Annotated in this window: 24 protein-coding genes and 1 pseudogene; 14 read left to right on the top strand and 11 right to left on the bottom strand. The window is 67.9% G+C overall.

The genetic code is table 11. The features are described 5' to 3' along the window. The first annotated feature begins 211 nt into the window (after window positions 1-211). The 8 genes from ACPTTF_RS11970 to ACPTTF_RS11935 all read left to right on the top strand — a co-directional run bounded on the left by ACPTTF_RS11970 (window position 212) and on the right by ACPTTF_RS11935 (window position 7015). Entirely contained in the window at window positions 212-841 is a 630-nt protein-coding gene (locus ACPTTF_RS11970) for a LysE family translocator (RefSeq protein ID WP_423371288.1), read from the top strand. Window positions 842-886: 45 nt separating this feature from the next. Then, entirely contained in the window at window positions 887-1303 is a 417-nt protein-coding gene (locus ACPTTF_RS11965; RefSeq protein ID WP_423371287.1) for a hypothetical protein, read from the top strand. Between the two features lie 353 nt (window positions 1304-1656). After that, window positions 1657-2748: a toxic anion resistance protein gene (locus tag ACPTTF_RS11960; protein ID WP_423371286.1), complete on the top strand. Its 1092-nt coding sequence runs from the start codon at window positions 1657-1659 to the stop codon at window positions 2746-2748. A gap of 20 nt (window positions 2749-2768) precedes the next feature. Further along, window positions 2769-3515 (top strand): VWA domain-containing protein, encoded by a 747-nt coding sequence (locus ACPTTF_RS11955; protein WP_166960463.1) that lies wholly within the window; start codon window positions 2769-2771, stop codon window positions 3513-3515. Window positions 3516-3560: 45 nt separating this feature from the next. Continuing rightward, entirely contained in the window at window positions 3561-4577 is a 1017-nt protein-coding gene (locus ACPTTF_RS11950) for a DUF475 domain-containing protein (protein WP_423371285.1), read from the top strand. 100 nt (window positions 4578-4677) lie between these two features. Continuing rightward, a complete protein-coding gene (locus tag ACPTTF_RS11945) occupies window positions 4678-5334 on the top strand; it encodes a TerD family protein (RefSeq protein ID WP_089450923.1) in 657 nt (218 codons plus the stop codon). A gap of 51 nt (window positions 5335-5385) precedes the next feature. After that, window positions 5386-6252 (top strand): hypothetical protein, encoded by an 867-nt coding sequence (locus ACPTTF_RS11940; protein ID WP_423371284.1) that lies wholly within the window; start codon window positions 5386-5388, stop codon window positions 6250-6252. A gap of 142 nt (window positions 6253-6394) precedes the next feature. Beyond that, a complete protein-coding gene (locus ACPTTF_RS11935; protein WP_423371283.1) occupies window positions 6395-7015 on the top strand; it encodes an HAD family hydrolase in 621 nt (206 codons plus the stop codon). 33 nt (window positions 7016-7048) lie between these two features. Here the strand turns inward: ACPTTF_RS11935 and ACPTTF_RS11930 are convergent, their stop codons facing one another. After that, window positions 7049-8158, bottom strand: a complete 1110-nt coding sequence (locus tag ACPTTF_RS11930; protein WP_423371282.1) for a fatty acid desaturase — start codon at window positions 8156-8158, stop codon at window positions 7049-7051. A 204-nt stretch (window positions 8159-8362) separates the two neighbouring features. On the opposite strand from ACPTTF_RS11930, the gene ACPTTF_RS11925 reads away from it, so the two are divergent. Next, window positions 8363-9400, top strand: coding sequence for an AraC family transcriptional regulator (locus tag ACPTTF_RS11925; RefSeq protein WP_166960448.1), 1038 nt, complete (start codon window positions 8363-8365; stop codon window positions 9398-9400). A gap of 61 nt (window positions 9401-9461) precedes the next feature. On the opposite strand, the gene ACPTTF_RS11920 is transcribed toward ACPTTF_RS11925, so the two are convergent. From ACPTTF_RS11920 to cysD, 5 genes and pseudogenes are all read right to left on the bottom strand, one after another. Then, window positions 9462-10508 carry a lactonase family protein gene (locus ACPTTF_RS11920; RefSeq protein ID WP_423371281.1) on the bottom strand — a complete coding sequence of 349 codons (1047 nt, stop codon included), beginning with the start codon at window positions 10506-10508 and terminating at the stop codon, window positions 9462-9464. Beyond that, a complete protein-coding gene (locus tag ACPTTF_RS11915) occupies window positions 10495-11862 on the bottom strand; it encodes an MFS transporter (RefSeq protein ID WP_423371280.1) in 1368 nt (455 codons plus the stop codon). The genes ACPTTF_RS11920 and ACPTTF_RS11915 overlap by 14 nt, the downstream gene beginning before the upstream one ends. A 298-nt stretch (window positions 11863-12160) precedes the next feature. After that, window positions 12161-13348 (bottom strand): helix-turn-helix transcriptional regulator, encoded by a 1188-nt coding sequence (locus ACPTTF_RS11910; protein ID WP_166960439.1) that lies wholly within the window; start codon window positions 13346-13348, stop codon window positions 12161-12163. A gap of 129 nt (window positions 13349-13477) precedes the next feature. Beyond that, window positions 13478-15394 carry a sulfate adenylyltransferase subunit CysN gene (gene cysN / locus ACPTTF_RS11905; protein ID WP_423371279.1) on the bottom strand — a complete coding sequence of 639 codons (1917 nt, stop codon included), beginning with the start codon at window positions 15392-15394 and terminating at the stop codon, window positions 13478-13480. Further along, window positions 15394-16314 (bottom strand): annotated as a pseudogene (gene cysD / locus ACPTTF_RS11900) (sulfate adenylyltransferase subunit CysD); the annotation flags it as partial. The gene cysN and the pseudogene cysD, both read right to left, overlap by 1 nt. A 190-nt stretch (window positions 16315-16504) precedes the next feature. On the opposite strand from cysD, the gene ACPTTF_RS11895 reads away from it, so the two are divergent. Genes ACPTTF_RS11895 through ACPTTF_RS11880 form a run of 4 tightly spaced genes read left to right on the top strand, consistent with a single transcriptional unit; the run spans window position 16505 to window position 20635 of the window. Continuing rightward, a complete protein-coding gene (locus tag ACPTTF_RS11895; RefSeq protein WP_423371278.1) occupies window positions 16505-17614 on the top strand; it encodes a DUF1214 domain-containing protein in 1110 nt (369 codons plus the stop codon). Further along, window positions 17611-18804 carry a sulfotransferase family protein gene (locus tag ACPTTF_RS11890; RefSeq protein ID WP_423371277.1) on the top strand — a complete coding sequence of 398 codons (1194 nt, stop codon included), beginning with the start codon at window positions 17611-17613 and terminating at the stop codon, window positions 18802-18804. Before ACPTTF_RS11895 ends, ACPTTF_RS11890 begins: the two co-directional genes overlap by 4 nt. Window positions 18805-18845: 41 nt before the next feature. Then, window positions 18846-19637 (top strand): SDR family oxidoreductase, encoded by a 792-nt coding sequence (locus ACPTTF_RS11885; protein WP_423371276.1) that lies wholly within the window; start codon window positions 18846-18848, stop codon window positions 19635-19637. 17 nt (window positions 19638-19654) lie between these two features. Further along, window positions 19655-20635 (top strand): acetyltransferase, encoded by a 981-nt coding sequence (locus ACPTTF_RS11880; RefSeq protein WP_423371275.1) that lies wholly within the window; start codon window positions 19655-19657, stop codon window positions 20633-20635. Window positions 20636-20710: 75 nt separating this feature from the next. On the opposite strand, the gene ACPTTF_RS11875 is transcribed toward ACPTTF_RS11880, so the two are convergent. Further along, window positions 20711-21163, bottom strand: coding sequence for a nuclear transport factor 2 family protein (locus ACPTTF_RS11875; RefSeq protein WP_423371274.1), 453 nt, complete (start codon window positions 21161-21163; stop codon window positions 20711-20713). A gap of 13 nt (window positions 21164-21176) precedes the next feature. After that, window positions 21177-21656: an SRPBCC domain-containing protein gene (locus tag ACPTTF_RS11870; RefSeq protein WP_166960415.1), complete on the bottom strand. Its 480-nt coding sequence runs from the start codon at window positions 21654-21656 to the stop codon at window positions 21177-21179. Between the two features lie 341 nt (window positions 21657-21997). Here ACPTTF_RS11870 and ACPTTF_RS11865 point away from each other — a divergent pair, with 341 nt between their 5' ends. Then, on the top strand, window positions 21998-23476 hold the full coding sequence (locus ACPTTF_RS11865) for a cryptochrome/photolyase family protein (RefSeq protein ID WP_423371273.1): 1479 nt from the start codon (window positions 21998-22000) through the stop codon (window positions 23474-23476). A 22-nt stretch (window positions 23477-23498) separates the two neighbouring features. On the opposite strand, the gene ACPTTF_RS11860 is transcribed toward ACPTTF_RS11865, so the two are convergent. From ACPTTF_RS11860 to ACPTTF_RS11850, 3 genes are all read right to left on the bottom strand, one after another. Beyond that, a complete protein-coding gene (locus tag ACPTTF_RS11860) occupies window positions 23499-23621 on the bottom strand; it encodes a hypothetical protein (protein WP_006478335.1) in 123 nt (40 codons plus the stop codon). After that, a complete protein-coding gene (locus ACPTTF_RS11855; RefSeq protein ID WP_423371272.1) occupies window positions 23612-24844 on the bottom strand; it encodes an MFS transporter in 1233 nt (410 codons plus the stop codon). Before ACPTTF_RS11855 ends, ACPTTF_RS11860 begins: the two co-directional genes overlap by 10 nt. A gap of 188 nt (window positions 24845-25032) precedes the next feature. Continuing rightward, window positions 25033-25974, bottom strand: a complete 942-nt coding sequence (locus ACPTTF_RS11850; RefSeq protein WP_423371271.1) for a LysR substrate-binding domain-containing protein — start codon at window positions 25972-25974, stop codon at window positions 25033-25035. Window positions 25975-26292: the final 318 nt, after the last annotated feature.

The raw sequence follows: 26292 nt of genomic DNA, 5'->3' as shown, positions 1-26292 counted from the left end.
TTACAAAAATGGCCGCTCACTATTCGGGATGGCGGGCGAGCGCCGTGCAGGATCGACGTCACATCGCCACCGAGCGGAGATCGGGGCGAACATGCGATCATGAATCGTTCGAATGCGTCGTCATGATTCGCGCGTGCCGGCAGCGCCCCACGTAGCGGAAGACGGCGATGCCATCCCGTTCGCAAGCTCCCTTCAGAAGGAACGCCACGCCATGTCGCTGTCCGCCTTGCTCGCTTTTGCCCTGATCCTCTCCGTCGGCGTCGCCACGCCCGGCCCGACGGTGTTGCTCGCCATGAGCAACGGCTCGCGGTACGGATTGCGTCACGCGATGGTCGGCATGCTGGGCGCCGTCACGGCCGATGTCGTGATGGTCGCGCTGGTCGGGTTCGGTCTCGGGATGCTGCTCGACGCGTCGGAAACGGCATTCGTCACGCTGAAGCTGGCCGGCGCCGCGTGGCTCGCCTATGTCGGCGTGCGGATGCTGCTCTCGTCCGGCGGCCGCGCTGCCTCGCAGGCACTCGATCATGCGATGCCCGATCGCCGGACCGCGTTCCTGAAGAGCTTTTTCGTCGCAATGAGCAACCCGAAGTACTACCTGTTCATGTCCGCGCTGCTGCCGCAGTTCGTCGACCGGTCGCACGCGATCGCGCCGCAGTACGCGATCCTCGCCGCGACGATCGTCGCGATCGACGTCGTCGGGATGACCGGCTACGCGCTGCTCGGCATGCATTCGGTACGCGTGTGGAAAGCGGCCGGGGAGAAGTGGCTGAACCGGGTCAGCGGGTCGCTGCTGCTGATGCTCGCGGGGTACGTTGCGCTGTATCGCAAGGCCGTGAACTGACGCGGCGATGCATCGGGAACAAGACCTTCGCCAACCGGCTCGGCGATGAAGCCGATCGAGCGCTTCACGCTCGAAACGCACGACGGTCCGTACGAAACGTGGCCGTCGCGCACCCATGTGCTCGTGAACGGCGTGCGTTCCGGCCTCACTGTTTCCGGCTATGTCCTGCTTCGCCAGTTCGAGACGCCGGCCGCGTATCTGCTCGTCACCGACTACGACTGCCTGTTCGAGGAGGCCGTCACGTTCACGCTCGTGTCGAAGGATCCATTAAGGGAACGCGCGCGGCGCACGGTCGGCGCGATGTATGCGTCGTGCCATCTGGACGACATGACGTGGGCCGACGACCGGCATTTCAGCGCGACGTTCGTCGGGTTCGACGGACGATGGGATTTTACGATTCGTGACCGATCGGTGCCGTTCATCCTGCCCAGGCTCGGGATGACTCGTGTGCAGGATCGCTAACGCGCGATCGCTGCCAGCGCGTGTCTTGCGCACGCGTGTACATGATCTGGAACCCGCCCAAACAGGCGGTTTCATTTCTCTTTCGCATTGATCTGACATGTAAGTTTCGACGCGTCGGAATCTTGCGCGGCCTACCTGCATGGCGGCAGGAAGGGCGACGGCCGGGCATTGCGCCTGCGTATCACATTACAAATTGAATGGAGATTGAAAGAATTCCTTCCCTTGACGCAAGGCGCTCGAGCCATTTATTGTCCGTCTGCCGCCCGTGAGAGAGCACGGCGGCAATCGCGGATGCGCGCCTCGCACGCATCACAACACGCAGCAGAAAGCAGAAAAGGAAACGTGGTAGCCACATGAAGCCGCTATTCGATGACAAGAACTCCGATGCGGTAAGCGTCCGTCCTTCCACTCCGTCTTCGTCACCCGTCGCCGTGCCCGCCGCCACCATCGCCGTGCCGGCAGCACGCCCGGCGGAGAATGTCCGCCTGATCACCGTCGACGAGATCGACCAGCTCGGCGCGACGCAGGGCACGCGGATCGCCGCTTTTTCCCAACAGATTCTCGCGAGCGTTCGCGCGTCGGATGCCGACCAGTTCGGCGACAAGCTCAACGAACTGATCGCGACCGCGAAGGGGCTCGATCCGCGCGGCGCCGACAAGGGCGGGCTGCTCACGCAGGTCACGCGGCTGTTTCGCTCGACCAAGGAGAAGCTGCTGTCGCAATACGAGTCGGTGAGCAAGCGGATGGACACGCTTGTCGTCGAGCTCGAGAGCCATGCGCAGCGCCAGAAGGCCGGCATCGACGAGCTCGAGCGGATGTACAACGACAACTACGCGCTGCACCAGGCGCTCGCGCAGTCGAAGGCGCACGGCGAAACGGCGCTCGCGACGCTGCGCGCGCATCTCGCGGCCGGCCAGCAGCCGGTGGACGACGCGTTCGCCGCACAACGCCTGCTCGACGTGAAGCGCACGGTCGACGCGCTCGAAAGCAAGCTCGACGACCTCGACCGCGCGATGCTGATGTCGAAGCAGCTCGCGCCGCAGATCCGGATGGAGCAGGACCAGAAACGCACGCTGACGTCGAAGTTCATGACGATCAAGACCGTGCTGATCCCCGCGTGGACCAATGCGTTCGCGCTCTACCTCGAGCAGCTCAGCACGAAGCGCGCGGCGGCGCTCGCGAACGCGACGTACGACGCGGCCGACGAGGCGATCCGCGCGCAGGCCGACCTGAACCGCCAGAACGCGCAGGAAGTCGCGAAGCTCGGCCAGCGCCCGGTGATCTCGACCGACACGTTCGAATACGCGCAGCAGCAGCTGTTCGGCGCATTCGACGACATCACGCAGATCATCGCCGACGGCAAGCGCCAGCGCGAGCAGGACGCGCCGCGCCTGCGCCAGCTCGAACAGGACCTGATCACCCGATTCGCTCCGAAGCACAACTGAGAGAACTGAGAGAACACCGCATGATTACGCTTGAGAAACGCGCGGCGAAGGTCGCGATCGTCCTCGAAAAACGCCAGATCCTGAAGCCGCCCGTCGTGCGCGTCGGCGCGGCGCTCGACATCTCCGGCTCCGCGAAGCCGCTTTACCAGTCGGGTGTGATCCAGGAGACGCACGACCGGATCCTCGGCATCGCACTGAAATTCGACGACAACGGCGAAGTCGACACGTGGACCTTCACCGAAGGCTACGACCGGCTGCCGACCGCGACGCCGGACAACTACGGCTCGTACATCTCCGACTACGTGCTCGAAGCGCGGATCGACAAGTGGGGCGGCACGCAGTACGCGCCGGTGATGAACGACATCGTCGACTTCTTCTTCCGCGCGCCGGAGCCGTCGCCGAAGCGCGAAGAGAAGCGCGGCTTCCTGAGCCGGCTGTTCGGCGGCGCGGACGAGACGCCCGCGCCGGCCGCCACCGCGCCGGTGAACGGCCATCTGCCCGCGTGGGTGCTGTTCGTCACCGACGGGCAGAACCCGAAGAACGACCGCAAGCGCGTGCGCCAGCTGCTGGCCGAGTCGCAGCACTACCCGCTGTACTGGTCGCTCGTCGGCGTCGGCGATCCGAGCGAATTCGGCTTCCTCGCGGAAGTCGCGGACGAGATGCCGAACGTCGGCTTCCTGCATCTCGAATCGCTCGAGATCAGCGACGAACAGATCTACGAACAGCTGATCACGCAGGAATTCTGCGACTGGGTACGCGCGAAGTAAGCGCGGCCCGCAGGCCATTTTTCTCGAAACTCGAAACCCCACATCATGTTGAAAGACTTCAAGATCCCGCTGTCGCTGACGGTGCTCGCGCTGGTCGCGGCGTATTTCCTCGGCGGCGTGAAGGACATGCTGATCGTCGCGGTCCTGTGCGTGCTCGAAATCTCGCTGTCGCTCGACAACGCGGTCGTCAACGCCTCCGTGCTCAAGAACTGGTCGGAGAAGTGGCGCAACCGCTTCATGGTGTTCGGCCTGCCGGTCGCCGTGTTCGGCATGCGGCTCGTGTTCCCGCTGCTGATCGTTGCCGTGATCGGCCACATCGGCATGTGGGATGCGCTGACGCTCGCGATCGAGTCGCCGGAGAAGTACGCGGCGATCCTGACCTCGGCGCATCACCAGGTGTCGGCATTCGGCGGCGCGTTCCTGCTGATGGTGTTCTTCAAGTTCATGCTCGACACCGAGAAGGACGAGCACTGGATCGGCTTCCTCGAAGGCCCGATGCGCCATCTCGGCCGGGTCACCGCTCTGGAAGTCGCGCTGACGCTCGCGATCGTGATCGTCGCGTCGTTCTACGTGCCGTCGGCGGAGCAGGTCGGCTTCCTGCTCGCGGGCGCGTTCGGCGTGATCGGCTTCGTGATCGCGCACGGCATCGGCGACCTGATCGGCGGTGAGGAAACGGGCACGCGCGTGGTGCGCGAAGGCGTTGCGGGTTTCATGTATCTCGAGGTGCTCGATTCGTCGTTCAGCTTCGACGGCGTGATCGGCGCATTCGCGCTGTCGAACAACATCTTCCTGATCGCGCTCGGCCTCGGCGTCGGCGCGGCCTATATCCGGGAGATGACGCTCGTGCTGCTGAAGAAGGGCACGCTCGCGCAGTATCGCTATCTCGAACACGGCGCGTTCTGGGCGATCGGTGCGCTCGCAACGATCATGTTCCTCGGCGTGAAGTTCGAGGTGCCCGAGGTCATCACGGGCCTGGTCGGCGCGGCGATGATCGCCGCGGCCGTGTGGTCGTCGATCGTCGTGCAGCGCAAGGAAGACCGCACTGCGGTGGCGGGCGAATAAGCACGCGTCACCTGCGGCACGAAAACCATCAACGAGGGGCCGCGCAGGGCGGCCCGGCATTGCCGCCGGCACAACGGCGGTTCCAGCAGAAGAGGTTCAGATGATCAATTTGTCGAAAGGCGGTCGCGTCAACCTGTCGAAGGAAGCGCCCGGCACGCAGAAATTCCGCATCGGTCTCGGTTGGGACGCGAACTCGACGGACACGGGTACGGATTTCGATCTCGATGTGTCGGTGTTTCTGTGCAAGTACGACGCGCAGAGCAACCCGAAGCTGATCTCGGATCAGCACTTCGTGTTCTACAACAGCGAAGTGCGCACGATGGAGCGCAAGGACACCTTCATCCAGCCGGGCGACGATTTCCCGAAGCGCGGGATGCCCGCGTCGAAGTGCCTGGGTGTCGTGCATAGCGGCGACAACCGCACGGGAAGCGGCGACGGTGACGACGAGGTGATCTTCATCGACGTGACGAAGCTCGCCGCGGACATCGAGGAAATCTCGGTGGTCGTGACGATCGACCAGGCCGAAGCGCGCCGCCAGAATTTCGGTCAGGTGCGCAACAGCTACATCCAGATCGCCGACGAGGTGTCGGGCGCAGTGATCGCGAAGTACGCGCTCGAGGAAGACTTCTCGATGGAGACGTCGGTGCAGGTCGGCAGCTTCTATCGCCGCGACGGCCACTTCATGTTCAAGGCGGTCGGCGCCGGCTACAACCGCGGCCTCGGCGATTTCGTGCGCGCGTACGGCGGCGCAGTCTGACTGGCGGCAGCCCGGCCGGCGGGACACCGCCGCGCCGGGCAGGAAGCAGCGATGACGAATCCGTCTGACGAGCCGAAGCGGCTCGAGTTCGATACGACGCCCGAGCGCCCGCCCGGGCGTCTTGCGTTCGACGCGCCGCCCGCGGCTGCGGCGCCGGGCGCGCGCGCGCCCGAGCGGCCGGCCCCGCAGGCGCTCGATTTCGGGCCGGCGCCCGACAAGGCCGTGCGCACGGCGCCGGCGGAGGCGGTCGGCCGCGCGGTGTTCGGCGAATCGAACCATCCGCAGCTCGAAGCGTGCTTCCGCGCCGCGCAGGCCAGCTTCCCGAATCTCTATCCCGACTACGCGCCGCGCATCGAGCGGCACATCCGGCAACTGGTGCCGCTCAAGCTCGCGACGGTCGCGACGATCGGCGACGGCGCGCTGGAGACGGCGGGCAACCTTGTCGAAGCCGTCGCTGCCACGACGCGCGAATTCAACGAACTCGGCGCGGCCGACATGATGGCCGGCATGCTCGCGCAGGCGACGCGCAAGGCCGGCATGTTCGAGCGCTGGTTCGGCGCGGCGACGGGTCATGTCGACTACCGTGCGGCGCTCGGTGCGCTCAAGCAGTCGCTCGGCTTCTTTCCGCGCCGCACCGAGGAACTCGCCGCGAAGGTCCGCCATGCGGAAGAGAACCTCGTGGTCGTGCTCGCGGCGCTGAGCGCGGTGTCGGACGTCGTGCGCGCACCGGATGACGCGGGCGTCGAGCGCACGCTGTTCGATCGTCGCAACATCGTCGGGCAGGCGGTGCAGCAGATCCGCATGCAACCCGCGCAATTGCGCGGGCTCGACGAGCGTGTGACCGATTTGCTGTCGCGTGCCGATCACCTGATGAACGTCGTGCTGCCGGCGGCGCTGGCGGCGCGGCCGCAGCGTTGAGCGAGCGGCACGAACGGTAGGAATGCGCGCGCTGCGGCGCATGCATTCGCTGTACCGGCCACGCCGCGTCGCTCCATTTCGCGTGGACCGGCGCGAGTCTGCTATCTTCCCGGGCATCTCATCGCTTTCCCGCCGATTCTCCATGACTGACCGCATCGTTGCCGCATTCGATTTCGACGGCACCATCACGACGACCGACAGCTTTCGCCATTTCGTCCGCTATGCGGTCGGCACGCCGCGCTTCGCCTGGGCCGGGCTCCGTGCACTGCCGTGGATCGTCGCGATGAAGGCCGGGCTGCTGTCGCGCGGCGATGCGAAAGCGAAGTTCGCGTCGTTCGCGTTCGGGCCGGTGCGCGAGGACGCGCTCGATGCGCAGGCGCGCACGTTCGTCGACACCTACCTGCCGGGCCTCGTGCGCCCGGAAATGCTCGAACGCATTCGTGAGCATCGGGCACGCGGGCACGAAGTCGTGCTGGTGAGCGCGTCGCCGTCGCTGTATCTGGAGAAGTGGGCGCAGACGGCCGGCTTCGATGCGGTGCTCGCGACGCGGCTCGCGTTCGAGCGCGGCACGTTTGCCGGTCGGCTCGACGGCGAAAACTGCTGGGGGCCGCAGAAGGTCGTGCGGCTGCGAGGGTGGTGGGGCAACCGGCCGCCGAAACAGTTGTTCGCGTACGGCGACAGCCGGGGCGACAAGGAAATGGCCGAGCTCGCGAACTGGTCGTGGATCCGCGGGCAAGGGCCGATGCCGCCGATCGGCGGCTGAGTCGGCGCGGCGCCGGCGTTTGCCGGTTTTACATCAAGCGTCGGCTTGCGCGTGGCGAGCGCGGCGCGCCGGACGATACACGCCCCAGCGATTCGCACGCGAGAACGTGCCGACGTCGTTGAAGCGCACGCCGACTTCACGTAGCGCCGCATGCGCGGTGCGCGCGGTCAGCTGGCGGATGTAGAACGGGTCGCGCACCACGAAGTGATGGATCGCATGCGTGCTGCCGAAGTTGAAGCAGAACAGCTGGAACGGCAGCATCCACCACGGGTTGAGCACCTGCGTCTGCTGGATCACGTTGCGCGAATCGATATCGCCGAAGTAATGCATGTTCGAGCTGACGAAGTTGATGCAGAAACTGCGCACGAAGTTCGGCCCGAGCCACACCACGGCCAGGAAATCGATCACGCTCATCACGCGTTCGACGATGGCCGGCACCGTCACCGGGTAGCCGAACGCATGCAGCGCGAACAGGCCGACGTGATAGACGATGAACGCATGCCACAGCACGTAATACACGTGACCGACCGGCATGTATGACGACACCTGCTCGACGCGCAACTGCAAGCGTTCGGCCGGATCCTGCACCGGTTGCGCGGCCACATACTGCTTCACCTTGCGGCGCATCGCGGCCGGCCGCAGCACGACGGCGAGCATGCCGTCCGCGATCATCAGCAGGCGCTTCACGCCCCAGCGCTCGCCGTTGGTGATGCCGAACTCCTCGAGATCCGATTCGCCGCCCGACACCTTGTGGTGATGCAGGTGCATGCACCGCCGCGTCCACGGGTTGATCGTGCCGGGCCGCGTGAGCCAGCACAGCGCCATCATCAGGTGATAGGCCCACGGCGTCTTCTTGAAGTACATCAGGTGGATCAGGTCGTGCTCGAGCTCGTGGATCAGCGACGTGACGAACGCGGCGAGCGGCAGCGCGACGTACCACGCGATCGCCCCGCGCGCGTACAGCCACGCGATCGCGAGCATCGCGCTCACCGAGACGGCCATCACGGTCGCGCCGACGAGGTTCTGGTTGTCGAGCAGCGGAAAGCGCGCGCGGATCGCGTCGCTCGCGGCGTTGACCTCGCGGCGGACGTACGCGACCTTGTCCGCGTCGTGGCGAAAGGCGGTTCGTGCGGGTTGGCTCATCGACCGGATTCCTGCGGAAAGAGTGGGGCGCAATGCCGATGTGACAAGCATAGGCGCGCACCGGACCGCCCGCGAGGGCCGCGAGTGCCAATGACGGTGTCATTTCGGGCCAGGATGGCCGGCCGGCGCGGCTAGAGTCTCGCCCCGGTGTCATTGCGGGCCAGCGGCGCTACAATCCGCCGAAACCGCTCCGGAGTCCGCCGCATGGCCCTGTCCGTCCCGGATGCCGCGCGCCAGTTGAACAAGGCGACGGTGTCGTCCGCGTATGCGCTGTTCATGCTGATGCTGGCCGAGGAGCGCGGCATCGACGGCGGCCGGATTCTCGCCGGCTCGGGTGTCGAGCGCGACCGGCTCGCGCAGCCCGATGCGCGCATCACGCCGCTGCAACAGGCGGCGATCGTGTTCAACCTGCTCGACGCGACGGACGATCCGTCGATCGCGATCGAGATCGGCCTGCGCAGCAGCCTGACGAAAGCGGGACTGATCGGCTTCGGGCTGATGAGCTGCGCGACGCTCGGCGAGGCGATTGCGCTCGGCATCCGCTACCTGCCGACGCGCGTGCCGTTCTTCTCGGTGCGGCTCGCGCGGCTCGACGGGACCGTCGACATCGACGTACTCGAAGCGTTTCCGCTCGGCCGGCTGCGGCAGTTCGCGGTCGAGAACTTCCTCGTCGAGACGGCGATCCTGTTCAATTCGCTGCTGTATCCGGTGCCGGGGCGCACGCTGCAGTCGCGCGCCGAACTCCATTTCGAATGGGCCGAGCCGCCGTGGTTCGAGCGTTATCGCGCGCGGCTGCCGCGCTGCCATTTCGACGCGCGCGCGAACCGCATCCGCTGCGACGCCGCGCTGCTCGACGAACCGATCGGCACCGCGAACGCGCATACCGCGCAGATGATCGTGCAGCAGTGCGAGGCCGAACTCGCGCGGCTCGGCTATGCGGAAAGCATCGTCGAGCGCGTGCGCAACCTGCTGATCTGCGGCGAGGTCGGCTATCCGGCGGTCGACGACGTCGCGCGCGAGCTGCATGTGTCCGCGCGTACGCTCAAGCGCAAGCTCGCCGAGTACGGCGCGACCTATTCGGCGCTGCTCGACGAGATCCGGTTGCGCGACGCGCTGCGGCTGCTCGAGGGGACGCGGCTGCCGGTAGACGAGATCGCCGCGCGCGTCGGCTATACGGATCGCGCGAACTTCACGCGTGCGTTCAAGCGCTGGACGGGTGTCGCGCCGAGCGAGCGGCGCTGAACGCGGGCGTGTACCGGCCTGCGTGGCGGGCCTGCCGATTCATGCCCCACGTGTCCCTTTCTCACACGATCGCGACCCAGTTCGCGCCGCGCCCGCCCGGCACGCGCGCGTGCGGCGACAGCGCGCCATCGTCCGGCGCGATCGCATACACCGACACGTACTCCGATTGTTCGCCGCAGGCGACGAGCCAGCGCCCCGACGGGTCGATCGCGAACCCGCGGGGCTGCGTCTCGGTGGCGCTCGCGTGCGCGGGTTCGAACGTGCCTTCTTCGGTGCGGCGATAGCAGAGCAGGCGGCTCGACGTGCGTTCGCTGACGTAGGCGAAACGCTCGTCGGGGCTCAAGTGCAGGTCGGCGGCCCAGACGGAAGGCTCGGTGGGCGCGGGTGGCCGCGCATGGCCTTGCGCGAGTGCGGCGACGGCCGGATGGCGTGCGCTCACGTGCGCATCGCCGAGCCGGCCGGTGTCGGGATCGCGCGCGAACGTGGCGAGCGTGGCCTGGAATTCGCTGACGACGACGAGCGTGCGGCCGTCATCCGCGAACTGCAGGTGACGCGGGCCGAAGCCGGCCGGCACGCGCGTTTCGCCGTGTTCGACCGCACGCAGGCCGGCCGCATCCTCGACGAGCGCGAAGCCGAACACGCGGTCCGAGCCGAGTGAGCTGACGTACGCGAAACGGTTGTCCGGCGACACGATCACCGAGTGCGCGTTCGCGATGCCGCCCGCGACCTGCAGCGGCGTGCCGTCGCCGTCGCGCACGCGCGCGGCGTCGTAGAGGCTGAGCGAATTCCCGCCGTACGACGCGCCGAGCAGCCAGCGGCCGCTGCGGTCGAGCGACAGGTACGCGTGGCTCGCGTCGATCGCGGTCGTGCCGATGCGCGCGAGCGCGCCCGTGACGGCGACGCGGAACGCGACGATCGTCGGCTGTTCGCCGCGCGTCGCGACGTAGAGCCGCGCGTGGTCGGCCTGCACGGCGATCGGCATCGCGACGTCGGCTGCGGGATAGCGGGCGAGCGGCGCGAGCGTGCCGTCGCCGGTGAGGGAGAACGTGGCGAGGTCGCCGTCGGCGGCATTCGAGACGACGACGGTCAGGCGGTCAGTGTTCGGCATGGCGGAGCATCGAAGCGTTCGTGAAGGATTCGTCGGCTGGCAGGCCGCGCGGCGGATCGCTGCGCCGGTGCGTGCGCGCGAACAGCGCGGCGACCGCGGCGACGAGCGAAGCGATCGCGAGCGCATACAGCCCACCCGTGATCGAACCCGTATGTTGCTTCAGATAGCCGAACGCCGTCGGCGCGACGAAGCCGCCGAGGTTGCCGACCGAGTTGATCAGCGCGATCACGGCCGCGGCCACGCGCGTGTCGAGATAGCCTTGCGGGATCGGCCAGAACAGCGACGACGCGGCCTTGAAGCCGAGCGCGGCGAAGCAGATCGACGCGAACGACCACACCGGATCGCGCGACGTCGACGCGAACAACCCGCACGCGGCGAGCACGAGCGCGCACGCGAGCCAGCGCTGCGGGTGCTTCCACTTCGACGACAGCACCGCGAAACCGTACATCGCGCCGATCGCGATCATCCACGGAATCGTGTTGTACAGGCCGACCTGGAAATCGGTGAGGCCGCCCATCTTGCGGATGATCGTCGGCAGCCAGAACGTGGCCGCGTAGATCGTCAGCTGGATCGAGAAATACAGGAAGCAGAACAGCATGATCTGCGGGTCGCGCAGCAGCGCGGTGGCGCGCACCGGCACGTTCGAGCGCACGTCGCGCGTCACGCGTTCCTCGTCGAGCGCGTTCTGCAGCGCCGTGCGTTCTTCGGCCGTGAGCCACGTGGCGTCACTGATGTGCGATTTCAGCAGCAGCCAGCTCGCGCCGCACAGCGCGACGGAGAACAGCCCTTCGATCAGGAACATCCATTGCCAGCCTTCGAGGCCGAAGCCGCGGATCGACAGCAGCGCGCCGGTCACGGGCCCGGACAGCACCGACGCGAACGCGGAGCCGCCGAGGAAGATCGCCATCGCCTTGCCGCGTTCCTGCGGCGGCAGCCATTGCGACAGGTACAGCACGACACCGGGGAAGAAACCGGCCTCGGCCACGCCGAGCAGGAAGCGCAGCGTGTAGAACGACGTGTCGTTCCACACGAACGCCATCGCGGCCGCGACGATGCCCCACGTCGCCATGATGCGGGCGAGCCACGCGCGGGCGCCGTAGCGCTGCATCAGCAGGTTCGACGGCACTTCGAACAGCGCGTAGCCGACGAAGAACAGCCCCGCGCCGAGCCCGTACGCGGCTGCGCCGATGCCGATTGACGCTTCGAGGTGGCGATCGACGAAGCCGACGTTCACGCGGTCGATGTAATTCGCGATGAACATGATCAGCACGAGCGGCAGCACATGCCACTTCACTTTCGAGACGGCGGACGCGAGCGGGTCGCGTCCGGGCAGGGCGGGCGAGGGCGGGTTCAAGCGTGTCTCCGATCTGGCGGCGGCGGACGGGGCGGTTGCTCGCGTCGGCGTCTGGGTGGCGGTTTGTGTAGTATGTCGTCGTATGACATGGTACGCCTGAGTGCCGAGGAAGACGTCGCGGGTTTACCCGAAAAATACCCAGATATTGGGGAATTTCATGAGGTGCGCGGGTGGTTCGTTCATGTCTGATGACGTATGACATGAAATGAGCATGCGCCAATCGCCGGGTAGCCGGTTGCGACCCGCGCGCGTGGGCGCAGCGGCCGGGTAGCGCGTCCGGCGGCTGCCGTCGCGGCCGCTACGCCATCGACACGACGCTGTTGAGCAGCGTCTTCACGAGCACGGCCTGCCGGGTCGCGCCCGTTTTCGCGAAGATGCCGCGCAGGTGCGCGCGCGCGGTGTTCTTCGTGATGCCCGTCGCGGCGGCCGCTTCGTCGAGCGTCAGCCCGTCGACGAGCAGCAGCGCGATCTCGGTTTCCATCGGCGTGAGCCGGAACAGCCGGTGCAGCATGTCGCGCGACGTCTGCGGCGACGACGCGGGGTCGCGCACGAACACCGCGACGGCCGGCCGGTGCTGGCGGTCCTCGGCGCCGCGGTAGGGCGCGAGCGGGCGCAGCAGCACGCTCAACGGCATCGCGCCGCCGGGGCGCGACAGCGTGGTGGCTTCGATGCGGGCGAGCGCGCCCGCGCGGAAATGCTCGAGCGCGGCCTGCAGCGCCTTCTGCAACCGGCGCTCGTCGAGCGGGCACGATGCGTGGAGCCGCTCCTGGCGCACGCACAGCCCGTCCTGCTGCTCGATCAGCCGCTCGGCGATGCGGTTGCGCTTGATCACGCGGCCGTCCTCGTCGACGATCGCGGTGCCGACATCGAGCCGGTCGACGGTGCCCGCGTACAGCGCACGTTCGGCATCGAGCACGTCGAACGCGGCGTGCAGTTCGACCGCGCGCTGCAGGTGCGGCAGCAGCGTCGCGACCTGCGCGCGTTCGGCCGCGTCGAAATCGCAGCCGCCGTGCGCGCGGCTCACGAAGAACGCGCATTCGACGCCGCGTTCGCCGCGCAGGTTCGCGCCGAGGATGTAGCGCAGGTCGAGCGGCTGCAGGTACTGCCGGTAGAAATCGTGCGCGCGCCACGCGGTTTCGCCGAACAGCCGGTCGGCCGTGAAGACCTGGCCGGGCGGATGGTCGAGAAACGGGCACAGCGCATAGAACTGCTCGCTGTACGACGGCTCGCCGGGCAGCAGCGGGCCGTGCGCCGACGCGTTGATGATGAGCCCGTGCCGTGCGCCGCCCGGATTGCGGAGCACCAGTGTCGTGAAGCTCGCGTCGAGCCGCACGCGGACCGCTTCGAGGAAGCCGGCCCACGGGGTCGCTTCCGACGGGCCCTGATAGACGAGCCCGAGCCACGCGCTGAGTTCGCGTGCCGTCCACGCCGCGTCGTCGAAACCGTCGTGCGCGGCCGGATCACCGGGTGCCAGCGCGATGGGCATGCTCGTGTTCTCCTGGATCGGGATGAAGGATTCCCGAACCAGCATACCGGCCGGCCGGCGGCCCGCGTCATCCGAACGGAGTAGGCGAGGAGGCAAGCGGGCAACCGTCAGGCTGCCCGCTTGCGGCGTTTACGCCGCGCGCTCGCGCAGCAGGTAAGCGACGATGCGGTCGGCTGCTTCCTCCGGCGACTCGGCCACCGTGTCGACGCGCAGTTCGGGCTGCGCGGGCGGCTCGTACGGCGAGTCGATGCCCGTGAAGTGCTTCAGCTCGCCGCGCCGCGCCTTCTTGTACAGGCCCTTCGGATCGCGTTCCTCGGCGACCGAGAGCGGCGTGTCGACGAACACTTCGACGAACTCGTCGGGGCCGACGAGCGCACGCGCCATCTCGCGTTCCGAGCGGAACGGCGAGATGAACGACACGAGCGTGATGAGCCCCGCGTCGAGCATCAGCCGCGCGACTTCCGCGACGCGCCGGATGTTCTCCACGCGATCGGCCTCGGTGAAGCCGAGATCGCGATTGAGCCCGTGCCGCACGTTGTCGCCGTCGAGCAGGTACGTGTGCTTGCCGAGCGCGTGCAGCCGCTTCTCGACGAGGTTCGCGATCGTCGATTTGCCTGCGCCGGACAACCCTGTCAGCCACACGATGCGCGGCGTCTGCGCCTTCTGCACGGCGCGCGCGGCGCGATCGACGTCGACCGCCTGCCAGTGCACGTTGTGCGCGCGGCGCAGCGCGAAGTGCAGCATCCCGGCGCCGACCGTGTCGTTGGTGAAGCGGTCGATCACGATGAAGCCGCCCGTGTGGCGGTTGCGGTCGTACGGATCGAATGCGACGGGCCGGTCGAAGCTCAGGTTGCACACGCCGATTTCGTTGAGCGCGAGCGTGCGCGCGGCGAGATGCTCGCGCGTGTTCACGTCGATCTTGTACTTCGGCGTCGCGCAGGTCGCGCCGACCGTCTGCGTGCCGAGCTTCACGAGATACGGGCGGCCGGGCAGCATCGGCTCGTCGTGCATCCACACGAGTGTCGCCTCGAACTGGTCGGCGACTTCCGGCGGTGCATCGGCGCGCGCGATCATGTCGCCGCGGCTGATGTCGATCTCGTCGGCGAGCGTGAGCGTCACCGCGTCGCCGGCGCGTGCGATGTCGCTTTCGCCGCTTTGCGTGATCACCGATGCGACACGGCTCTCCTTGCCGGACGGCAGCACGCGCACGCGCTCGCCGACGCGGATCTCGCCTGACGCGATGCTGCCCGCATAGCCGCGGAAGTTCAGGTGCGGGCGGTTGACCCACTGCACGGGCAGCCGGAACGGTTCGTCGCGCGTCACGCGCGCGGCGAGCGGCAGGTGGTCGAGATGCTGCATCAGCGACGCTCCGGCGTACCACGGCATCCGCGCGCTCGGCGCGATTACGTTGTCGCCGCGCAGCGCCGACATCGGGATGCTGACGATGTCGGCGAGCCCGAGTTCGGCCGCGAACGCGCGATAGTCGGCGTCGATGCGCTCGAACACGGCCTGGTCGTAGTCGACGAGATCCATCTTGTTGATCGCGAGCACGACGCGCTTGATGCCGATCAGCGCGACGAGATGGCTATGGCGGCGCGTCTGCGTGAGCACGCCCTTGCGCGCATCGATCAGGATCACCGCGAGATCGGCGGTCGACGCGCCGGTGATCATGTTGCGCGTGTACTGCTCGTGGCCGGGCGTATCGGCGACGATGAACTTGCGTCGTGCGGTCGCGAAGAAGCGGTACGCGACGTCGATCGTGATCCCTTGCTCGCGCTCGGCCGACAGGCCGTCGACGAGCAGCGCGAAATCGAGTTCGCCGCCCTGCGTGCCGACCTTCTTCGAATCGGCTTCGAGCTGCGTGAGCTGGTCGTCGAACAGCATGTTCGATTCGTACAGCAGGCGGCCGATCAGCGTGCTCTTGCCGTCGTCGACGCTGCCGCACGTGATGAAACGCAGCAGGTCCTGGGTTTGGGAGGCGTCGCCGGCGGACGCGGTAGCGGCGGGGCGCGCGAGCGTGTCGGTCGCGGTGAGTACGTGTGCCATCAGAAATATCCCTCCTGTTTCTTCTTTTCCATCGAACCGGCCGAATCGCTGTCGATCAGTCGTCCTTGCCGTTCGGACGTGCGCGTCTCGCGCATCTCCTGCAGGATGTCGTCGAGCGAGCTCGCATCACTGTCGATCGCGCCCGTCAGCGGATAGCAGCCGAGCGTGCGAAAGCGCACCTTGCGCATCTGCGGCACTTCGCCTTCGCGCAGCGGCAGGCGTTCGTCGTCGACCATGATCAGCGCGCCGTCGCGTTCGACGACGGGCCTTTCCTTCGCGTAGTAGAGCGGCACGATCGGAATGTCGTGAAGCTGGATGTATTGCCAGATGTCGAGCTCGGTCCAGTTCGAGATCGGGAACACGCGCAGGCTTTCGCCCTTGCGCTTGCGCGCGTTGTACAGCGACCAGAGCTCGGGCCGCTGGCGCTTCGGGTCCCAGCGGTGCTGTTCCGAGCGCAGCGACACGATGCGCTCCTTCGCGCGCGATTTCTCCTCGTCGCGGCGCGCGCCGCCGAACGCGGCATCGAAGCCGTAGTGATCGAGCGCCTGCTTGAGCCCCTGCGTCTTCCACACGTCGGTATGCACGGCCGAGCCGTGCGTGAACGGGTTGATGTCGCTCGCGACGCCCTCGGGGTTGATGTGTACGCGCAGGTCGAGGCCGAGGCGCGCGGCCGTTTCGTCGCGAAACGCGATCATCTCGCGGAATTTCCACGTCGTATCGACGTGCAGCAGCGGAAAGGGCGGCTTCGCCGGGTAGAACGCCTTCATCGCGAGATGCAGCATGACCGAGCTGTCCTTGCCGATCGAATACAGCATCACCGGGTTTTCGCTCTCGGCGACCACCTCGCGCATGATGTGGATGCTTTCGGCCTCCAGTCGCTCCAAGTGGGTCAACATCGTTCGTCTCCTTGTTTCATGCCGGCGCCGCGCGACATGTGCGGCGTTTCGTGCATGACGCCAACGGTATCGAGCGAGCGGCCTGCCGCTCTTCGTCCGGGTGGACTAAACCGGCATGCGGCGGCGGAGCGGATCTTTCCTTAGTCCACCCGGACGAAGAGGTGCGCGACGCCGGCGCTTAAGGTGAGCGCTCGACCATCGGCGGAGACGACACATGACGGACGACACACGTGCCACGCAATTGCTTTCGGGCCAGACCTGGGCCGATTTTTGCGACACCCTGAAACGCAGCGGACAACAGATCCTGCGCGCCGAAGCGCCGGACGATCCGCTGACACGCGCGGAAGGCTTCCGCTACCTGAGCCGGCTGATGCGTATCGCGCTCGAAATGCACGTCGAGTTCGCGGACGGCGCGTGGCCCGGCTTTTTCTCGCCGTCGCACGAGACCGCGAAGATCGGCGCGGACAATCCCGACAACCTGTACCAGTACGCGCGCCTCGACGGCCGCTGCGAATACCGCGTGACGGGGCGGCGCGGCACGGTCGCGTACCTGAGCTTCGGCACGCAGAAGGGCGGCTACGAAACCGACGGCAAGATGCTGCAGACGGGCTTTCTCGACGCGAAGCAGCTCGAGATCGCGCCGGACGGCAGCTTCGAGATCGTGCTGAGCGAGACGCCGCGCGCGGGCAACTGGGTGCGCATGGAGCCGGGCACGAACGCGCTGCTCGTGCGCCAGACCTTCCTCGACCGGCGCACGGAAACGCCTGCTCAACTGAAGATCGAGCGCATCGGCGCCGGCGATCGCCCGGCGCCGCTCGACCCGCTCGTGCTGCACGGCGGCCTCACGCGCGCCGCGCAATTCGTCGAGCAGACGTCGAAGCTGTTCGCGGACTGGGCCGCGAGCTACCGGTCGCACGTGAACGCGCTGCCGCCCGCCGACCAGGCGCTGTGCCAGTCGGTTGGCGGCGACCCGAACATCTACTACTACCACTCGTGCTGGGCGCTGGCCGCCGACGAGGCGCTCGTGATCGACGTCGATACGGTGCCCGACTGTGATTTCTGGAACGTGCAGCTCAACAACTACTGGATGGAGTCGCTCGACTACCGTCACTTCGACATCTGCGTGAACAAGCACAGCGCACGGCGCAATGCCGACGGTGGCGTGACGGTGGTCGTCGCGGCCGCGCGGCCGGGTGATGCGAACTGGCTCGATACGGCCGGGCATCGCACCGGCACGATCTGCTGGCGTTGGGTGGGCGCCGCGCAACCGGTGCATCCGCGCACGCGGGTCGTGAAGCTCGCCGCGCTGAAGGAGGCCGCATGAATGCGCCGCTCGATTCGATTCGCGCGCGGCTCGACGCGGACGGGCTGATCGCCGAGGCCGTGTCGCGCACGGGCGGGCTCACTGCATTCGGCGACGGGCCGTATCGCGAGGCGCTCGACGTGATGTGCGCGTCGCTGATCGACGAAGCGAAGCTGTCCGCACGCGGCGCGGAGATGATGCGCGAGAAGCTCGTCGGGCAACTCGTGAACCGGCTCGTCGTCGAGGATTACTTCCGGCGTCATCCGGAGATCGCGGACATCGCGATCGACGATCCGCTCGTGATCGTCGGCCTGCCGCGCACGGGTACGACGCTGCTGCAGCGGCTGCTGGCCGTCGATCCGCGCTTTCATACTGCCGCGTGGTGGGAAACGCGCTACCCGGCGCCACTCACCGGCGAGACGCTTGCCGAGCCGACCGTGCGCATTGCCCGCGCGCAGGCCGAAGTCGCGATGATGATCGATTGCATTCCGCAGATCCTGACGATCCATCCGCTCGATGCGATGCTTGCCGACGAGGAGTTCATGCTGATGGAGCACTCGTTCGTGTGCGCGATGGATTCGTACGCGAACGTGCCGCGCTACACGGCGTGGCTCGCGCGGCAGGATCTCACGCCGGTCTATACGTACCTGAAACGGATGCTGCAGTTCCTGCAGTGGCAGAAGGTGCAGCGCGGTGTTGCGCCGGCGCAGCGCTGGCTGCTGAAGACGCCGCAGCACCTGCATGCGCTCGACGTGCTGTGCCGCGTGTTTCCGCGCGCGCAGGTCGTGCTCACGCACCGCGATCCGGCGCAGACGATTCCGTCGATGGCGAGCATGGCGCACACGTTGTGGCAGATGTATGCCGACGATCCCGATCCGCTCGCCGTCGGCGCGCAGTGGAACGCGGGGATGGCGCGCGCGATCGGCGCGGCGATGGTGGCACGCGACGCGCTGCCGGCCGGCCGGTTTCTCGACGTGCGTTTCGAGGACACGGTGTCGAATCCGCTCGGCGTTGCCGAGGCCGTCTACGCGTTTGCCGGCGTGCCGCTCGATGCCGCGCAGCGCGCGGCGATGACCGACTGGATGGCGCGCAACGGTCGCGACAAGCGCGCCGCGCACGACTATTCGATCGCGCGCTTCGGCTTCACCGATGCGCAGCTCGCGCACGACTTCGCCGCGTATCGCGAGCGGCACCTGCGGGCGGCCGGCTGACGGCCGCACCCGCGAGACGAACGACAACCAGGAGACAACCCATGTTGCTGAAAGACAAGATCGTTGTAGTTTCAGGGATCGGGCCGGGGCTCGGCGTGAAGCTCGCCGTCGAGGCCGCGCGCGAAGGTGCACGCGGCGTGGTCGTCGCGGCGCGCACGATGGAGAAGCTCGACGACGCGGAGGCACGGATCGGCGCACTCGGCGTCGACTGCGACGTGCTGAAGGTGAAGACCGACATCACCGATCGCGCGCAATGCCGGCAACTCGCGACCGAGGCCGTCGAGCGCTTCGGCCGGATCGATGCACTCGTGAACAGCGCTTTCGTGCACGGCACGTTTCCCGAACCGGTGGCGGAGGCCGACCTCGACGGCTGGCGCGCGGTGTTCGACACCAACGTGTTCGGCACGATGGCGCTCACGCAGGAAGTCGTGCCGCACATGAAGCGGCGCAAGCGCGGGGCGATCGTGATGATCAACACGCAGGCGACCCGCAAGCCGTTTGCAGGGGAAGGCGGCTACGCTGTATCGAAGGGGGCGCTCGCAGTTGCGGCAAAATACCTGGCGCGCGAACTCGGCGTGCACGGCATTCGCGCGAACAGCATCCACATGGGGTGGATGTGGGGCGTGCCGACCCAGACGTATTTCCGGCAGGCGGCCGTCGAGTACGGGATGACGGAAGAGCAGATCATCGCGCCGATCGCATCGAACATCGCGCTCGCGAAGCTGCCGACCGACGACGATTGCGCGCGTGCGGCGCTGTTCCTCGCGTCGGACTACGCGAACGCGGTGACGGGCGCGACGCTCGACGCAAATGGCGGCGATTTCATGCCCTGACGATGGAGCAGAGGATCATGCAGGACAACCAAGACGAACAACACTTCTTTGCATTCAACGGCGATGCGGACGGCCTGTGCGCGCTTCAGCAACTGCGGCTCGCGGAGGGCGTGCACGGCACGCTCGTGACCGGTGTGAAACGCGACATCAAGCTGCTCGAGCGGATCGACGCACACGCGGGCGACATCGTCACCGTGCTCGACGTGTCGCACGACCAGAATCGCGATGCATGCGCGCGGCTGCTGCGCGACGGCGCGACGGTCCGCTACTTCGACCATCACTTCGCGGGCAAGCTGCCCGACGATCCGCGCTTCGACGCGCATATCGACACGTCGGCCGACGTCTGCACGAGCGCGATCGTGAACAGCTATCTCGGCGGCCGGCATGTGCGCTGGGCGATCGTCGCGGCATTCGGCGACGAGTTGCCGGCGCTCGGAGGCGCGCTTGCGCGCGAGCATGCGATCGACGAGGCGGAGCGCGACACGCTCGCCGAACTCGGCCTTTACCTGAACTACAACGCGTACGGCGAGTGTGTCGGCGATCTGCATTTCGACCCGGCGGCGCTTGCCGACGCGATGCTGCCATGCGTCGACCCGCTCGATTTCGTGCGCGAGACGGCCGTGTTTGCCGCACTGCGCGACGGCTACCGCGACGACATGGCTCGTGCGTGCGCACTTGCGCCGCTGCGTGAGGTGCCCGGCGCGACATTGGTCCGGATGCCTGATCATCCATGGGCGCGGCGCGCGACGGGCATGCTCGCGAACGAGCGGATGCGCAATGCGCCGCATGCGGCACTCGCGGTGCTGTCGCCGCGCGCGGACGGCGGGCTCGTCGTCAGCGTGCGCGTGCCCGATGGCCGGCCGCTCGGCGCCGACGAGTTCTGCCGCGGCTTTGCGACCGGAGGCGGGCGCAAGCGCGCGGGCGGTATCAACCATCTGCCGGAAGCCGAGTTCGACACGTTCGCCGAGCGATTCGAGGCGGCGTTCCGGCTCGATTGACGCAACGGCCTGAGATGCGCGCGCCGTGCAGCCATTGCACGGCGTGCGCATCGTGGCCGGTGCATGGTGGTCCGATCACCCGGTCGCGCCCGCGAGCACGGCCGGCACGTTGTGGCCGTAGCAGCGCTCCTCGACGCGCTCGGCGATGCGCCAGCCCAGCGCGGTACGCACGAACCGGTCGACGTACCACAGCCCGAGAAACATCACCTGCGTGCCGCCGTCCGGCAGCACGACCTCCATCGGATTGAAGCAGATCGTGCGGCCGCGCGCGGTGTCGCCATCGAGCCGGATCGACAGGTTGGCGACCATATGCTGGTACTGCGGAAACTGCGGCAGCACGGTGCGCAGCCACGCCTTCACGTCCGGATAGCAGCCGGCAATGCCACCCATCGCGCGGTAGTCGATTGCCGCGTCGGGCGTGAACACCGCGTCGAGCGCGTCGAAGTCGCGCGTGTCGATCGCGCTCGAATACGCGACGATCAGTTCGCGGATGTCGTGATGGTCGGACAGCGTTTGCAGATCGGGCATCGGCGGCTCCCGGTCACGCGCTTTTGCGCTTGCGTGCCGCATGCAGTGCTTCTGCGCGCTGCTTCACGTCGCGCGCGCACTGGTCGAAACCCTGTTTCACCCACGCACCGTGGTTCTGCATGATCGTGTCCGCGTTGATGCCGAGGAACTGGTCGGTCGTGAAATAGCGGCAGCGCTGCGCGTCGATCGCATCGATGTACTGGTCGCGGCGCGCGGCGTCCTTGTTGTCGTCGGTCGGGCGCTGCTCCCACGACAGCAGGCGTTCCGGTTCGCAGGCGACGAGGATCTCGCTGACGGGAATCACGGTCTCCGTGCCGGGAATACGCACCTGCATGTGCACGAAATCGCCGAGCTTGCCGGTCGTTTCGAAACCGACGCAAAACGTGTTCCATTCGCCGTAGCGGGGGAAGTCGGTCAGCACTTCCCAGACGACGGAGGCCGGTGCGTCGATGTCGACGGTGATCGAGGTGACGAGATTCGAGGGTTTGGTCATGGGGGTTTACCGGGTGAGGCTGCGCGCCCGGCTGGCCGGGCGCCGCAGCGGTCGGATAGGTCCGCGCCGGCATCGGCCGGCGCGCATGGCAGGGGCGGGATGGAACGCGCGGTGCCGGTAGCGGCCGGCAGGTGCCGCGCAGCGCACCCGACATCGAGCGTAGGCCGGCGCATGCGGCGAAGAATCGTCGGAATGGACTAAGGCGTTTCACCGGGGGGCAGCAGCGGGTACGACGGCCGTGACCGTCGACGGCATCGGCACGCGGGGGCGTCGAACGTCGACACCACGCAGCGCAACCGCGACAATACGGGTCTCTTCCTGCTTTCGTCATCGAGGTGCCCGTGCCCGCCAAGTCGTCCGTTGCTCCCGCGATCGTCTGGTTCCGCGACGATCTGCGCGTGACCGACCAGCCCGCGCTGACGCGCGCGGCGGCATCGGGCCGGCCGCTCGTGTGCGTATTCGTCGACGACACGGGTGCTGGCGCGGGGCGAGCGCTCGGCGGCGCGGCGCGCTGGTGGTTGCACGGGTCGCTGGCCGGGCTCGATGCGGCGCTTGCGCGTCATGGCGGACGCCTGCTGCTGTTGCGCGGCGACGCGCCGCGCGAGATCGAACGCGTCGTGCACGACACGGGTGCGCAAGCCGTGTACTGGAACCGTCGTTATGCGCAACCGCAGCGCGATGCCGACGCGGCGCTGAAGGCGTTGCTCAAGGCGCGCGGCGTCACGGTCGAGAGCAGCAACGGCAGCCTGCTGAACGAGCCGTGGGAGGTGCTGACGGGCAGCGGTGGGCCGTACCAGGTGTTCACTGCGTACTGGCGCGCGGCGCGCCGCGATCGTGCGGTCGTCGCGCCGCTGCCGGCGCCCGAACGGATCGGGTTTCATCCGTGGCAGAAGGCGGTGAGCGACCGCGCGCTGGCGCTCGACGCGCTGGCGTTGCGTTCGCCGGTGCCGGATTGGGCCGGCGGCCTGCGCGACGCGTGGCCCGCACCCGACGAAGACGGCGCGCACGCGCAGCTCGACGCGTTTCTGACGACATCGCTGGCCGATTACGCGGATGCGCGCGACCGTCCCGACCGGCCCGCGACGAGCCGGCTGTCGCCGTTCCTGCGCTTCGGCAACGTGTCGCCGCGACAGGTGTGGCACGCGGTGCAGGGTGCCGCGCAGGCGGGCGGCGCGGCGTGCGCGGCGGGCGCCGACAAGTTCCTGAGCGAACTCGGCTGGCGCGAATTCAGCTACATGCTGCTGTACCACTTTCCGGCACTCGCGACTGACAACTTCCGCACGCAGTTCGATGCGATGCGGTGGCGCGACGATCCCGCCGCGCTGCGTGCGTGGCAGCGCGGGCTGACCGGCTATCCGCTCGTCGATGCGGGCTTGCGCGAACTGTGGACGACCGGCTGGATGCACAACCGTGTGCGGATGGTCGTCGCGTCGTTCCTGATCAAGCATCTGCTGATCGACTGGCGCACGGGCGAAGCGTGGTTCTGGGACACGCTGGTCGACGCCGATCCCGCGAACAACGCGGCGAGCTGGCAGTGGGTGGCCGGCTGCGGCGCCGACGCCGCGCCGTATTTCCGCATCTTCAATCCGGTTGCGCAGGGGCGGAAGTTCGACCCGGACGGCGCGTACGTGCGACGCTGGGTGCCCGAGCTTGCCGGCCTCGACACCGCATCGATTCATGCGCCGTGGGAGGCTACGCCGCTGGAGCTCGACGCGGCGGGTGTGCGGCTCGGACTCGACTATCCGGAACCGCTCGTCGAGCATGCGGCCGCGCGTGCCCGCGCACTCGATGCGCTGGCGGCATTGCCGAAGCGCCGCTGACCGCCCGCATCGGGGCGCCGCGTCAATTGCAGAACGCGACGTGCTCGAGCAGCGCGTACGCGACGCCCGAATCGAAGTAGGCCGCGCCGCACCACGCGACGAACGCGAGCGTGCCGGCGGCCAGTGCCGCGCGGATCATGCCCATGCCGCGTTGCCCGATGCCGGACGCGCGACGCGCGCGTCGTTGATCGGCAGGTGCAGCAACGCCGCGAGTACGCCGAGCGCGATCGAGCCGATCCACAGCGGCATGTACGAATGGGTCGCGTCGTACACGAGCGCGCCGAGCCAGACACCGAAGAAGCTGCCGAGCTGGTGCCCGAAGAACACGAAGCCGAACAGCGTCGCGATGTAGCGCACGCCGAACACCTGAGAGATCACGCCGTTCGTCAGCGGCACGGTGCCGAGCCACGTGAACCCCATGACGGCCGCGAACACGTAGACGCTCGCGGGCGACAGCGGCGCGGCGACGAACACGGCCATCGTGAGCGCACGCACGAGGTACAGCACCGACAGCACGTACTTGCACCGCAGCAGCCCGCCGAGATGGCCGCACGCATAGGTGCCGGCCACGTTGGTCAGCGCGATCAGCGCGAGCGCGACGCTCGCGTGGCGTGCCGGCAACCCGTGGTCGAGCAGGTACGCCGGAAGATGCGTCGCGATGAAGGCGAGCTGGAAGCCGCACGCGAAGAAGCCCGCGTTCAGCAGCCAGAAGCCGCGATGCGCGAATGCCTCGCGCACGGCTTCGCCGATCGACTGGTCGGGGCCGGCGGCGGCGCCGGCAGCCTGCGGGGGCCGGTCGCGCAGCAGCACGGCGAGCGGCGCGAGCAGCGCCGCGACGAGCGCCAGCGCGATGAACGCATGCCGCCAGCCGATGCCGCCGATCAGCTTCTGCGCGACGGGCACCATGCAGAACTGGCCAAGCCCGCCGATCGCGCCCGCGACGCCGAGCGCCCAGCCGCGCCGGTCGGGCGGAAACAGGCGGCTCAGCGCGCCATAGATCGAGGCGAACGCCGAGCCCGACAGCGCGATGCCGATCACGAGCCCGGCGCCGACCGTGAACATGCCGGTCGTCGCCGCATGCGCCATCGTGACGAGCCCGGCCGCATAGAGCAGCATCCCGGCGACGATCACGCGCAGCGAGCCGAAGCGATCGGCGACCATGCCCGTGAACGGCTGTGCGACGCCCCAGATCAGGTTCTGCAGCGCCAGTGCGAGCCCGAATGCTTCGCGCGACCAGCCGTGGTCGAGCGACACCGGCGCGAGGAACAGGCCCTGCACGTGGCGGATGCCGAGCGCGGCGCCCATGATCAGGCCGCCGGCCAGTACGGGCAGCCAGCGGCGGCGGACTTCCTGCTCGATCGGGGTCATGCGTGTCTCCGGATGAAGGTGCGCGGCGAAACGACCGTGCTCGATCCGATTAGACGATCGGTACCGTTGCCGCTCAAGCGATCATTCGGTCAGGTTGGCATGCGTGCGGAGAATGCGACGAGGGGTGCTCGGGAGGGGGGCGGAAGCGTCCGGCCGCGGTCAGCGGCATTCGCCAAACCGGCTCCGGCCTACGCCGATGCCGGGTCGTGCGCACGCATCGCGGTATCGCATTCGGCTGCTTCGGCGAGCATCCAGTCGCGCACGTCGGCCACTTCGCGGCGCGGTGCCGGATCGTGCTGGAACAGCCAGTAGCCGTACGCCTCCGACAGCGCCTGCGTGTGCGGCCCGAGCACCGCGAGCCGCCCGTCCGCGAGCATCGGCGCGACGAGTGCGAGCCGCCCGAGCGCGATGCCCTGGCCGGCGATCGCGGCCTGGATCACCTGGTCGTACTGGTTGAAGCGCAGCACGCCTTTCGGGCGCGCGTCGCCGAGCCCGGCCGCGTGCAGGTGCGTGTGCCACTGCAATTGCGGCTGCGGCGGCCCGTCGAATTCGAGCAGTACGTGGCCGGCGATCGCGGCCGCGTTCGTGACGGGCCGCGCCGCGAGCGCGGGATGGGCGACCGGCACGACGATCTCGTCGAACAGGTGCAGCGCGCCGGCCGGCGCGCGGTCGCGCGGACAATAGCGGATGCCGAGGTCGATGCCTTCGGCGCGCAAATCGAGTACCTTGTCGTTCGCGGCGACGCGCAGGTCGATCTCCGGCAGGCGCGCCTGCAGCCGCCCGAGCCGCGGCAGCAACCACAGCGCGGTGACACCGATGCTCGCGGTGATCGTGACGGGCTGGCGCTCGCGCGCGGCGGCGAGCGATGCGACGGTGTCCTGCAGGCCGTGCAGCGCCGCATCCGCGACCCGAAACAGCCGCTCGCCTTCCGGCGTGAACGCGATCTTCCGGTAGCCGCGCTGCAGCAGCGCGACGCCGAGATGCGCTTCGAGCGCGTGCACCTGGCGGCTGACCGCCGATTGCGTGACGCACAGGTCCTGCGCGGCGAGCGTGATGCTCATGCGGCGGCCGACGGCGACGAAACCGCGGACGAGGTCGAGCGACGGGAGACGGACGAGCGGCGTTGACATGCGCATGACTCATGCGAACGGAGCAGCAAGATTGGTTGAGAACGCGGGGCGCGTCAAGTTCAATGGAGGCTGGAGCGGGCTCGGGCGGCGAAGCATGGGGCTGGAGCAGGCGACGGGGCGTTGACGCCCTGGTCGAGTGCGAAGCATGGGCTCGGGCAAGCACCGAGGCGCCACCCCGAATCGAACGTGAAGTAGGGGGGCTGAGGAAGCGCCAAAGCGCTAACTCGGGCCGACCGCGAAGCACGGGATGCGAGTAAGCGCTAAAGCGCCAACCCGGATCGACCGCGAAGCATGGGACCCGAGTAAGCGCCAAAGCGC

This window comes from Burkholderia crassaminum (genome assembly GCF_964265005.1).
Taxonomy (GTDB): Bacteria; Pseudomonadota; Gammaproteobacteria; order Burkholderiales; family Burkholderiaceae; genus Burkholderia.
The sequence above is the reverse complement of the archived record's forward strand: the minus strand, read 5'-3'. Positions and strand labels throughout refer to the sequence as shown.